Origin of the sequence: Mesorhizobium sp. NPDC059054, assembly GCF_042739215.1 — a bacterium.
Lineage (GTDB): Bacteria > Pseudomonadota > Alphaproteobacteria > Rhizobiales > Rhizobiaceae > Mesorhizobium.
Map to the genome: position 1 here is coordinate 116,369 of NZ_JBHYHV010000007.1, position 11,387 is coordinate 127,755.

General features: G+C 62.0%; 10 protein-coding genes. 7 read left to right on the top strand and 3 right to left on the bottom strand.

Going from position 1 to position 11,387, the window contains the following annotated elements; genetic code table 11:
* Positions 1-58 precede the first annotated feature (58 nt).
* Entirely contained in the window at positions 59-835 is a 777-nt protein-coding gene (locus ACFWXH_RS27125) for an enoyl-CoA hydratase/isomerase family protein (protein ID WP_379124531.1), read from the bottom strand.
* 193 nt (positions 836-1,028) lie between these two features.
* Positions 1,029-1,796: an alpha/beta fold hydrolase gene (locus ACFWXH_RS27130; RefSeq protein WP_379124533.1), complete on the bottom strand. Its 768-nt coding sequence runs from the start codon at positions 1,794-1,796 to the stop codon at positions 1,029-1,031.
* A gap of 255 nt (positions 1,797-2,051) precedes the next feature.
* On the opposite strand from ACFWXH_RS27130, the gene cofG reads away from it, so the two are divergent.
* The 7 genes from cofG (at position 2,052) to ACFWXH_RS27165 (ending at position 9,764) form a co-directional block, all read left to right on the top strand.
* Positions 2,052-3,161: a 7,8-didemethyl-8-hydroxy-5-deazariboflavin synthase CofG gene (gene cofG, locus ACFWXH_RS27135; protein ID WP_379124535.1), complete on the top strand. Its 1,110-nt coding sequence runs from the start codon at positions 2,052-2,054 to the stop codon at positions 3,159-3,161.
* 1 nt (position 3,162) lies between these two features.
* Positions 3,163-4,428: a 5-amino-6-(D-ribitylamino)uracil--L-tyrosine 4-hydroxyphenyl transferase CofH gene (gene cofH / locus ACFWXH_RS27140; protein ID WP_379124536.1), complete on the top strand. Its 1,266-nt coding sequence runs from the start codon at positions 3,163-3,165 to the stop codon at positions 4,426-4,428.
* Complete coding sequence (cofD, locus tag ACFWXH_RS27145; protein WP_379124537.1) at positions 4,429-5,403, top strand: 2-phospho-L-lactate transferase; 975 nt, start codon at positions 4,429-4,431, stop codon at positions 5,401-5,403.
* Entirely contained in the window at positions 5,400-6,767 is a 1,368-nt protein-coding gene (gene cofE / locus ACFWXH_RS27150; protein ID WP_379124538.1) for a coenzyme F420-0:L-glutamate ligase, read from the top strand. Before cofD ends, cofE begins: the two co-directional genes overlap by 4 nt.
* Positions 6,768-6,841: 74 nt before the next feature.
* Positions 6,842-7,798, top strand: coding sequence for an LLM class flavin-dependent oxidoreductase (locus ACFWXH_RS27155; RefSeq protein WP_379124540.1), 957 nt, complete (start codon positions 6,842-6,844; stop codon positions 7,796-7,798).
* Positions 7,799-7,843: 45 nt separating this feature from the next.
* On the top strand, positions 7,844-8,485 hold the full coding sequence (gene npdG / locus ACFWXH_RS27160) for an NADPH-dependent F420 reductase (protein ID WP_379124541.1): 642 nt from the start codon (positions 7,844-7,846) through the stop codon (positions 8,483-8,485).
* A gap of 163 nt (positions 8,486-8,648) precedes the next feature.
* Positions 8,649-9,764 (top strand): porin, encoded by a 1,116-nt coding sequence (locus tag ACFWXH_RS27165; RefSeq protein ID WP_379124542.1) that lies wholly within the window; start codon positions 8,649-8,651, stop codon positions 9,762-9,764.
* 541 nt (positions 9,765-10,305) lie between these two features.
* Here the strand turns inward: ACFWXH_RS27165 and ACFWXH_RS27170 are convergent.
* A complete protein-coding gene (locus tag ACFWXH_RS27170) occupies positions 10,306-11,367 on the bottom strand; it encodes an ABC transporter ATP-binding protein (protein ID WP_379124544.1) in 1,062 nt (353 codons plus the stop codon).
* Positions 11,368-11,387: the final 20 nt, after the last annotated feature.

Consider the following 11,387-nt stretch of genomic DNA (forward strand, 5'->3'; position numbering starts at 1 on the left):
CTGCTATTTGCCTTCACCGGATCGGTGCTGCGGCGCAACTGCGCCGACAAAACCAGAGTCAGCGGCCAACATAATTCGGTGGGCGTTTTTCCTGAAATGCCCGCCGCCCCTCCAACCTGTCTTCAGTATCGCGCAGCAATCCCCAGACCAGGCGCTCTAACCGGATCGCCTCGTTGAGCGGCAATGCACGGCCATCGGTGACAAGCCGCTTGATCGCGCGCACAGAAAGCGGCGCATTGGCCGCGATCCGTCCGGCAAGGGCCTGCGCCTCCTTCAAAAGCTCGCCTGCCGACACGACACGGCTGATCAGGCCGAGACGCAGTGCCTCGGCCGCATCGATCATATCGCCGGTCAGCAGCATCAGCATGGCGTCGCTCGCGCCAATGGTCCGTGGCAAGCGCTGCGTACCGCCGGCACCGGGTATGGTGCCGACCTTGACTTCCGGCAGCCCGAAACGGGCATGCGCTGCAGCGATGCGAATGTCGCAAGCCAGCGCCAGTTCGAGGCCGCCGCCAAGCGCGTAACCGTTGATGGCGCAGATGACCGGCTTGTCGGTCGAGAAACTGGAAACGAAACTCTCGTCGCCGGCGCCGAAGGCCTTAGCAGCGTAGCTTTCCGAAATGGCCATGGTCTTCTTGAGGTCCGCGCCCGAGCAGAATGCCTTCTCGCCTGAGCCGGTCAGAACCACCGCGCGGATCCCACCATCGGCGTCGATGCGTGCCAGGACATCCCTGAGCTCGATCTCGGTCTCGGGATCGATCGCGTTCATCGCTTCGGGACGATCCAGCGTCACCGTTGCAACATTCCCCTCAACCGAAAACCGAACTGTCGCCACTCTGTGTTCCTGCAACGCTGCCGATGTCATCCATCGTGGCCGGACGGTAGGCAGCGACACCTCGACCGTCAAACGACTAAACGGCGCCGCCGTTTGACTTTTGCTCATACATACCGAGCGCGAGAGGATAGATAACGTTGCTATCCTTGAGTTTCGATCGGGCGGCCCACCGGTGATCCTCACCATTCGCCGGTTACTGAAAACCGCACTCCTCGAGGAATGACGTTACGGTGCGGCAAACCAGCCTGGGTGTCTCCATGGCCATGTAATGCGTGGTGTTTATGGAGGTCATGCGTGCCCCCGGTATCATCCCGGCAACGCGCGCAATGTCCTGCTCGGTGCGTGATGTGTCACGCGTCGCGTGCGCTACCAGCGCCGGACACGCAATCCGCGGCAGCAGCCCGGTCATATCGAGGTCGGCGAGCATGCGCCACGTTGCGCAAAGCCCCATAGGGTCGGATGCCAGGCGCAATGTGGCAAAGCGCGACGGCACGTGGGAACCACCATCGGCAAATGCCGCGCGCACACCACACTGCTCGATCGCTTCGATGCGTCGCAAGGCGGCCTCGCGCCTTTCCGCGCTTAGTCCCGTTGCCGGCGCGAGCATGACAAGGGCAGCGACACGATCGGGATGGAGTGCGGAAAAGGCAGCGGCCACGGAAGCGCCGACGGCGTTCCCCACAACCGCGACCGGCTCCTTGATCGACAAGGCGTCGAGCAGGTTCACGAGATCGCCGGCCAATTGATCGATCGTGACTGGCCCCGGCACTTTTTCGGAAAGTCCTACGCCACGCTGGTCGTAACGCAGCACGGACGCGAACTCCGACAACGGCAGAACGACATCATCCCAACTTTCAAGCGTCCCGCCCATCTCATGGATCAGAACGATCGGCGCGCGCCGCCCTCTGGTGAAGTCGTATCGCAGTTGCAGACCGTTCGCCTCGATCCATCTCTCGGCCATGCCCACCCACTCCATTTGCTCGCATGTTTGTGCGGGCGGGAGAGTTCGGGTTCAACCGACTTAAGCGAACGCGCGTGTGAGGTTCGATCAATCGGCCGCCGTCCCGATTCGGCACCGCTGTTGAGTGCAGCTCAACCGTCCATTCGGTTAAGTCGTTTGACGTAAACACGCCGGCTGACCAGTCTGAAATCTGGAATTGCCTAGGCTGCATCAGGTCCTTCCGGCCCCTTGCCGCCCAGAGAGGTTGGTTGCCGGATGGCCCACAGTATTGACGGAACAGCCCGCTTCGCCAGCCGGGAAACAGCGCAATTGCGAGCAGAGGCCGCCGCGCTTCGGGACCACGGCTGGGGCAACACCATCAGCTATTCGCGCAAGGTCTTCATTCCGCTCACCACGATGTGCCGCAACACCTGCGGTTATTGCGCCTTTGTCAAACATCCCGGGCAGGAAGGCTCCGGCTACCTCACTCCGGACGAAGTCCTGGAGATCGCGCGAAATGGCGAGCGCCTTGGCTGCAAGGAAGCGCTGTTTTCACTCGGCGAACGCCCCGAGCGGCGTTATCCGGAAGCGCGCGAGGCATTGCGGCGGCTCGGCCATGCGACGACGATCGACTATGTCATCGAAGCCTGCAGGCTGGTGCTCGCACACACCTCACTCATCCCGCATGTCAATGCGGGCACGCTGACAGAAGCCGAAATCGCCCAATTGCGCGAGGTTTCCGGTTCCATGGGCATGATGCTCGAAACGGTGAGCAAGCGGCTGATGAAACCCGGCATGGCGCATCACGCCTGCCCGGACAAGTCACCGGTGCTGCGGCTGAGGACCATCGAGGCTGCCGGGCGGCTCGGCGTTCCGTTCACCACCGGCATCCTCATCGGCATCGGCGAGACATTCGAGGAACGGGTTGAAAGCCTCGTTGCCATAGACCGCATTCACCAGCGCCACGGCAATGTGCAGGAAGTGATCGTGCAGAACTTCCGCGCCAAGGCCGATACGGCGATGGCCCGTTGGCTGGAGCCGTCGCACGAGGACATGCTGCGCACGCTTGCCGTTGCCAGGCTGGTGCTCGACCCGTCCATCAGCCTCCAGGCGCCTCCAAATCTCGACGATCGATTCGAGGACTACATCGCCTCGGGCATCAACGACTGGGGCGGCATCTCGCCGCTCACCATCGACCACATCAATCCCGAACGGGCGTGGCCTGAACTTTCCGAACTGGCACGGCGTACCAGTGCGCAAGGCTACCGACTGGTCGAGCGGCTTACAGTCTATCCGGCCTTCTTGAGCCAAAACGCGCCGCTCGCTGCCGCTTTGTCCGGTCATGCCGGTGCCGACGGCTTCGCACGCAGCCAGATCGTGAACTGAGATGCCGGATTTTCCAAACCTCATCGACCGCAAACCGACGCTGGAAGCCAGCCTGGCGGATGCGACGCCGCCCGTCGCCCGCATCCTCGATGCCGCGCTGAGGGGGCAGGAATTGACGCAGGTCGAGGGCGAAACGCTTTTCAGGACTGAAGGTGCCGACCTGGCCGCCATCCTCCATGCCGCTGATGAGGTGCGACGACAGCGTGTCGGCGACAGCGTCACCTTCGTTGTGGTGCGCAACATCAACTTCACCAATGTCTGCTACATGGCCTGCCAGTTCTGCAACTTCGGCGTCCGCAAGGATGCGGCCGGGGCGGAATGGCTGTCCCTGGACGAAGTGGCAAGGCGAGCAGAAGAAGCCTGGCGTCGAGGCGGCACCGAGGTCTGCATCCAGGGCGGCCTGCATCCGGACCTGCCTGCCGATTATTACGTGCAGATATTGGAAGCGGTGAAGCGCCGTGTTCCCGACATCCATGTGCATGCCTTCTCGCCATTCGAGATCTGGTACGGCGTCAGGAAGAGCCACATTCCGCTCGCCGCCTATCTGGCCGCGCTCAGGCAGGCCGGACTCGGATCGATGCCGGGTACCGCGGCCGAAATCCTCGATACGGAGATTCGGCTGCAGCTGACCCGCAACAAGCTGTCGGCGGATGAATGGGAAACCATCATCCGGGCGGCTCATGGCGCCGGCATCAGGACAACGGCCACCATCATGTATGGCCACATAGACGGCCCAGCCCATTGGGCGGCCCACATCGCACGCATCCGCGCCATCCAGAAGGACACAGGCGGCTTCACCGAATTCGTGCCGCTGGGTTTTATCCACGAGCAGACGCGGCTCTATCGCGACCACCCGGCCGCCAGACCTGGCCCGACGGCCACGGAAAGCCTCAAGATGCACGCGGTCGCCAGGCTGATGCTGGCCGGCCATATCGACAACATCCAGGTTTCCTGGGTGAAGCTCGGGCCTCAGATGGCGCACGCCATGCTCGGCTGCGGCGCGAACGACCTCGGCGGCACGCTGATGAACGAGAGCATCTCGCGCGCGGCGGGCGCCAGCCACGGCCAGGAGATCACGGCATCAGAGATGGTGCGGATCATCCGCGCAGCGGGGCGTGTGCCGATGCAGCGCAACACGCTCTACGGGACGGTCCAGGATTTCTCCGACCATGATCCTGCTGATATCGCCCCGCTGGTCGAGCGGTCGCGTGGAGCCAACCCGGTTGCATTCCTTGGGGAACGCGCCGCTGCCATGGCGGCGCGATAGATGCCGCCATTCGCCAGCAACGTGGTGCTGATCGCCGGAGGTGTCGGCGGCGCACGCATGGCCGAAGGCTTTGCAAGGACCCTGCCGGCAGGAGCGCTGACGGTGATCGCCAATGTCGGAGACGATGACGATTTCTATGGCCTGCGCGTCTGTCCGGATATCGACACACTGATCTACACGCTTTCCGACCGCATCGACCGCAAGCAAGGCTGGGGTGTGGCGGACGATACCGTGCGCGCGCTGGGCGTGCTCGGCACGCTGGCTGCCCCCACCTGGATGAAACTGGGCGACGCCGATTTCGGGCTTCACATCTGGCGAAGCTGGCAACTGGCAGCCGGAAACAGCCTGACCAAGGTCACGCAGGAAGCTGCGATGCGTCTCGGTGCTCGCGCGCGTATCCTGCCGGCCAGCGACGATCCGGTCCGGACCAAACTCAGGACGGCGGACGGCTGGATGGATTTCCAGCCCTGGTTCGTCGGCCGGCGCTGCGAGCCGGAAGTGCTGGAGCTTCGCTATGACGGAGCTGAGAAGGCCAAAGCCGGCCCCGAGGCGCTGGCAGCGATCGAGGCGGCGGAGCTGATCGTCTTTGCTCCCAGCAACCCGCTGCTTTCCATCGAACCCATTCTCGCCATCGACGGTTTCCGCGCCACCATCGCCGCCTCGCGAGCGCTGAAGATCGGGGTGTCGCCACTCATCGGCGGCAAGGCCGTCAAAGGTCCCCTCTCCCGGTTGATGGCGGGGCTCGGCATGAGGACGAGTTCAAGCGGCGTTGCCGTACGCTACAGCGGCCTGCTCGACGGCTTTGCAATCGACACGCAGGATTTGCCGGAAGCGGATGAGCTTCAGGGGCGTGGTCTCTCTGTGTTGCCCACCGACATATTGATGCGCGACCCGCAGGACGCAGAGCGCCTTGCAGCGGAGATCCTGGCCTGGACGGCCGTACTGCAAGAACACCGCAAACAGGCCGCGTCATGACCGTTGCGATCGCCATTCTCATGAAGGATCCGGCGGCGGCGAAAACGCGCCTCAGCCCAGTGTTGGCCAATGATGCGCGCGAAAGCCTTGCTTTGCTGCTGTTCGAAAACACGCTGCAGTTCTTCAGGCGGACACATTCCGGCGGCCCGGTCGGCGTCGTGACGGCTTCGCAGGAAACGGCGGCGATCAGCCGTAGATACGGCGCATCGGTCATCGAAGAGACGGGAGGCGGCGACATCAACGCCGCCGCCGGACACGCGGCCGAATGGGCGATCGGGATCGGCGCGACTTCACTCCTCGTCGTTCACGCCGATATCCCGACCCTTGTCGATGAAGAGGTCGACCGGCTTCTGGCCGTGCGCGGCCGCTGTTCGGTCGTCATCGGGGTCTCGGCCGACGGCGGCACCAATGCGCTGCTGTTGACGCCGCCGGACGCGATTCCTTTTTCCTATGGCCCGAACTCCGCCCATGCCCATGAGGCGGCGGCGCACAAAGCCGCGCTGTCCTGCGAAAGGCTGCAGCTTGCCTATCTGTCGAAGGACATCGATACGCCGCAGGATCTGCGTGACCATTTCGAAATGTCCCGCAGCGCGGCCGAGGCCGAGTGTTTTGCGGTCGCGACCATAGCCGAGGTCGCGCCAGGCGATGATCTGGTCACGCTGATTACGGAGGCGCTTGTCCGGACAAACCGCGCTCTCGCGGCAGGCGACATCGTGGTGGTCGCACAAAAGATCGTGTCGAAGAGCGAAGGCCGCCTCGTTGCGGCCAGGCAGTTCCAGCCGTCGCAGCAAGCGATCACCCTTGCCGCCGAGATCGGCAAGGACCCGCACAAGGTCGAGGCCATCCTTTCGGAATCCAGCGATGTGGTCCGCGCCCGCCGCCAGCCACCGGATGGGCTGCTGATCACGCGTCACCACCATGGCTGGATCTGCGCGAATGCAGGCATCGACGAATCCAATCTAGGCGATGACCGCGAAGGCATGCTGCTTCTGCTGCCGGAAGATTCGGACGCCAGCGCCCGCAGGATACGCGAAGGTCTCGAAGCGAAATATGGCGGCCCGATCGGCGTCATCGTCAGCGATACGTTCGGCCGCCCGTGGCGCAACGGATTGGTCAATGTCGCGATCGGCATTGCCGGCGTACCGGCCATCGTCGACTGGGCCGGACGAACCGATGCCTATGGCCGAGGCCTGAAGGCGACGCTCCCTGCCTTTGCCGACGAAGCCGCCGCCGCTGCCGGTCTTCTCATGCAAAAGGACGCCGGGCTGCCGGTCATCGTTTTGCGCGGCCTGGAATGGGCAGCAACCGAGGCGAGCAGTGCGCGCGATGTACTGCGCCCCGCGGCGCAGGAGCTGTTCCTGTGATGGCGTCTCGATCGCAACAATTTCGCTGAACCGCCGGCTCCCAGCCGGCCCGCAGAACGACGGAGGACGGATTTTTGACGACGACGAACTCAGGCGGCCCCAACCGGCCAACATCCTTTTCCGTTGGCCTGAGGGGTGATCCCAAGACCTTCGCAGACTTCATCCGGCTGGCTGAAGACCAGGGTTTCAACGGGATCTGGACGCAGGACACGCTGAACGACAAGAATTTCTCGCTCGATCCGCTGCACCAACTGTCTTATGCGGCGGGCATCTCCAAGCACATGCGGCTCGGAATTTCCGTGCTGTTTTCAGGTTATCGCAACCCGGCGGTGCTAGCGCGGGATCTCGCGACCATCGACCAGCTTTCGCAAGGCCGCCTTACCGTCGGCATGGGTGTCGGCAATGCCTATCACCGACCACGCCTCGCGGCACTCGGCATCCCGACCGACAAGCCGACGGTGCGCCTGGTGGAAGGCATCGCCGTCATGCGCGCGCTTTGGGCCGAAGGCGAGGCCGACTTCAACGGCGAGATCTATTCGTTCTCCGGCATCCGCATGCAACCCAAGCCGGTCCAGCAACCCGGCCCGCCGATCATCATCGGCGCACGCAGCGAACCGGCGCTGCGCCGGGCGGTGGCAATCGCCGATGGCTGGACAGGGGCGGCGATGATCCCGGCCGAAGAGCGGGACCAGGAACTGGCGATCCTTCGGGACGAGCTGGCGGTCAGCGGCCGCGACCCCTCCAGTTTCTCGATCTCCGTCAACGTCTATGCAGCGGTCGAGCCAACCCGCGAAGAGGCGCGCGACCGCGTGCAGCAGATCCTGTCCGTCGGGTTCAAGGACAATCCCGTCTACAGCGTCGAAGGCATGGCCGACCGCGTCGCGGTATTCGGCCCACCGGAGGAATGCGCCGAAGGATTGCAGAAGTTCATCGCCAAAGGTGTCGACGAGATCGTGCTGCATCCGATGTACGACCACCCCAACCAGCTCCAGCAGCTGGCGAAGGCGGTCGAACTCGTGAAACGCACTTGAGCGATCCGTGCCAGCACATTCCCGGGAAGCAGAGAGAACAAACGCATGCCAGACAGACCGATCATCGGGATCATCGGCGGAACCGGCGACCTCGGTTCGGGCCTTGCCAAGGGCTGGACCGCGGCAGGTTATGAAGTCGTCGTCGGCTCCCGCTCGCGGGAGAAAGCCGAGACGTTCGCAGCCGAGCTTGGCGGCCTTGCGAAAGGCAATGACAATGTCGGTGCTGCAGCGGCGGCAGATGTCGTGGTGCTGGCGGTACCCTTTGCCAGCCACGAGGCGACTCTGGAAGAGATCAAACCCGTATTGCAAGGCAAGATCCTGGTCGACGCCGCCGTCCCCTTGGTACCTCCGAAGGTGAGCGTGGTGCAATTGCCCGAAGCGGGCTCGGCAGCGCAGATCGCGCAGCGGCTGCTCGGCGATGGCGTCCGTGTCGTCTCGGCCTTCCACAATGTCGGCGCCAGCAAGCTCCATGCCGGCGGACGCGCCGACTGCGACGTGTTGGTGTTCAGCGATGACAGGGAAGCGCGCGATACGGTGATCGAACTTGCGACGGTGGTCGCCAACCGCGGCATTGGCGGCGGCAGTCTGGCAAATTCGGCTGCAGCGGAAGCGCTGACCTCGGTGCTCATCTGGATCAACCGCGCCTACAAGGTATCGGGTGCGGGGGTCGCCATCACCGGCCTTTGAGCCGGGTGAACGGGCGTCGATAACGAAGTCGTGAGGAAATTTCAAAAGCCCATTCTAATAACTAGTTTGAATATTTTATGACACGAAAATACCCTTCAAAATGCAGCTAAGCGCAAAACGCTAGCAAATTAAGATCTGTAGAAGGTCTTATCTGGAGGGGAAATTGAAAAATCTGTGTCTTTTGCTTAGCGCATCTGCGCTGAGCACGATCTCTTTTGCCGCATACTCAGCAGACAATCCGGTTTCTGCGGAACCTGAAACGGCGGAATACGTCCGCATCTGCGATATCTATGGTGCCGGTTACGTCTATATTCCAGGCACGGAGACCTGCCTGCGCGTCGGTGGCTTCATCCGCTACGAAGTTCGTGCCGGCGACGGTCCTTATGGAGGCCACAACGACGTTGCGGACAAGTTCGGCGGAACGAGCGATACCTATCACTCGCAAGCGCGCTTTTCGCTTCGTACCTGGACCGGCAGCGAGACGGAACTCGGCACGCTGTCGACGTTCACGCAGACCAACTTCACATTCCGCGAAAGCTTCCATGGCGATCAGAATGCCGTTGCTCTCTACTACGGCTGGATTCAGCTCGGCGGCTTGCGCATCGGAAAGGATGAATCGGTCTTCGAGACCTTTCCGAACTATGCCGGCTCCGTCATCGGCGACGACATCGTGCCTTATAGCCCGGTCGAAACCAATCTGATCAGCTATACCTACAAGAACGACAATGGCCTTTCGGCAGTCGTCTCGTTCGAACAGGGCGGCAGCTCCTACGACGGCAACTACACGCTCGACTCCTACGTCCCGCACATCGTTGGCGGCTTGAAGTATGCCGGCAAGTGGGGTGCTGCGACGGTGATCGTGGGTTATGACGCCAATTATGAAGAGATGGCGGTCAAGGCCCGGCTCGACGGCAAGATCAACGAGCAGCTCTCCCTGTTCGTGATGGCTGGTTATGGCACTGGCGACGATGACAGCTTCAACTACTACAAGCCTTGGAAGGGTGATTGGGCTGTCTGGGCCGGCGGCTCCTATCGCATCAACACCAGGCTCAAATTCAACCTGCAGGCCTCATACAGCGACTCAGGCGTCGGCAAGGGCTCGGGCGCTGCGCGCGGACAGGCCGACAATCATTTCGCGGTTGTCACCAACGTCAACTACGAACCGGTACCGGGTCTCGTGATCACGCCGGAAATCGCCTATTTCAGCCTCGACGATGGCCAGCCGGCCACGGACGATGACGGGTTCTCCGGAATGGTTCGTTTCCAGCGCAATTTCTGACAGACTGACTGACCTCGTCAAACCCGGCAGCACCCCTGCCGGGTTCTGCGTTCTCATGAACTCCGGCTGTTCTCAGCAATGCCTGAAACGGTAATCGAGAAAGGGATATCCCCTGAAAGTTGGTCCAGTTCATCCTTTCGACCTGGCGTTGCTCCATGGATATTTCGACTTGGTCGCACGGTGCTCAATGTCGTTCGTGGTGTCGGTGAAGCAACCGGCGACGGACAACGCCGTGCAACTCGCCGTCATCCTTGCCGAACGTCTTGGGCGCGCGGAACGAGACGGCGACACGCATGTTGGGGTAGCGCCAACCTCCTTTGCAATTCGAGCCTGAACCCATCGCTCTGCGGGATCGGCCGCACATCATGACCGTGCGATGAGCGCGCGAACTTGATAGTGCGACGAACTGCAGGCCTCGCCCCCACCAAGCGTCGGGACAAACTCTCGAAATGCCAGCACGCGCCTGCGGATCAGCGTTCAGGAGCAAACTGACAGCTTGCCGCGCTGCCCATCCGCCATGCGGCGTGGACGTCGTTTTCAATCAAAGTCGTCTGCCCGTTACCCCGTCGAAAAGATGCAATTTGCCCAGGTCGGGTACCAGGGACAACGTATCGCCAGCGGAGACTGCTATTCGATCCCGCAACGCCACAACAACATTCTCAGCGCCAATACGGCAGACGATCTGCGTTTCGGCGCCGGTCGGCTCGATGAGGATGACCTCGGCATCGACACCGCCTTCACCGATCGTAACGTGTTCCGGTCGTAGCCCGTAAACCACCTCTGCCCCCCGTTCGAGGTCAAACTTTCCCGGGAGAGGCATGCGGCCACCATCCGCAGCGATGAACTCGACTGGGCCGTCAGTGCTGATATGTCCGCGAATGAGATTCATACCGGGCGAACCGATGAAGCTGGCGACAAAAAGATTGTCCGGTCGGTCATAAAGATCCAGCGGCGAGCCGATCTGTTCGACGTAGCCGTCTCGCATGACCACGATCCTGTCGGCCATTGTCATCGCCTCGACCTGGTCATGCGTGACATAAACCGTCGTGGTGCGAAGGCGTTGATGCAGTTGCTTGATTTCAGACCGCATCTGGACACGCAGCTTGGCGTCCAGATTGGACAGGGGTTCATCGAAGAGGAAGACCTGCGGCTGGCGCACAATCGCCCTGCCCATCGCCACACGCTGCCTCTGACCGCCAGACAAGTTGCGGGGATAGCGATCGAGCAGATTTTCCAAGCCAAGAATCCGTGCAGCGTCGCGCACGCGTTGCTGGATCTCGTTCTTCGGCGCCTTCGCCAGTCGCAGCGAAAATCCCATATTCGCTTCGACGGTCATATGCGGATAGAGAGCATAGGACTGAAATACCATGGCTATGTCGCGGTGTTTCGGAGCGACCTCGTTGACTACCTTTCCGCCGATCGCGATATCCCCGCCGCTGATGTCCTCCAATCCCGCAATCATGCGCAACAAGGTGGATTTCCCACAGCCGGAAGGTCCGACGAGGATGACGAACTCTCCGTCCTCAATCTCGATACCCACACCATGCAGAACTTCGACATGACCATAGCTCTTGCGGACATTAGTCACGCTTACTGACGCCATCATAATCCCCAGTTAGTGTT

Excerpts from the sequence above, each read along its gene's own strand:
- cofD (WP_379124537.1), top strand. The coding sequence starts at position 4,429 with ATGCCGCCATTCGCCAGCAACGTGGTGCTGATCGCCGGAGGTGTCGGC.
- ACFWXH_RS27170 (WP_379124544.1), bottom strand. The coding sequence starts at position 11,367 with ATGGCGTCAGTAAGCGTGACTAATGTCCGCAAGAGCTATGGTCATGTC.
- cofH (WP_379124536.1), top strand. The coding sequence starts at position 3,163 with ATGCCGGATTTTCCAAACCTCATCGACCGCAAACCGACGCTGGAAGCC.
- cofE (WP_379124538.1), top strand. The coding sequence starts at position 5,400 with ATGACCGTTGCGATCGCCATTCTCATGAAGGATCCGGCGGCGGCGAAA.
- ACFWXH_RS27130 (WP_379124533.1), bottom strand. The coding sequence starts at position 1,796 with ATGGCCGAGAGATGGATCGAGGCGAACGGTCTGCAACTGCGATACGAC.
- npdG (WP_379124541.1), top strand. The coding sequence starts at position 7,844 with ATGCCAGACAGACCGATCATCGGGATCATCGGCGGAACCGGCGACCTC.
- cofG (WP_379124535.1), top strand. The coding sequence starts at position 2,052 with ATGGCCCACAGTATTGACGGAACAGCCCGCTTCGCCAGCCGGGAAACA.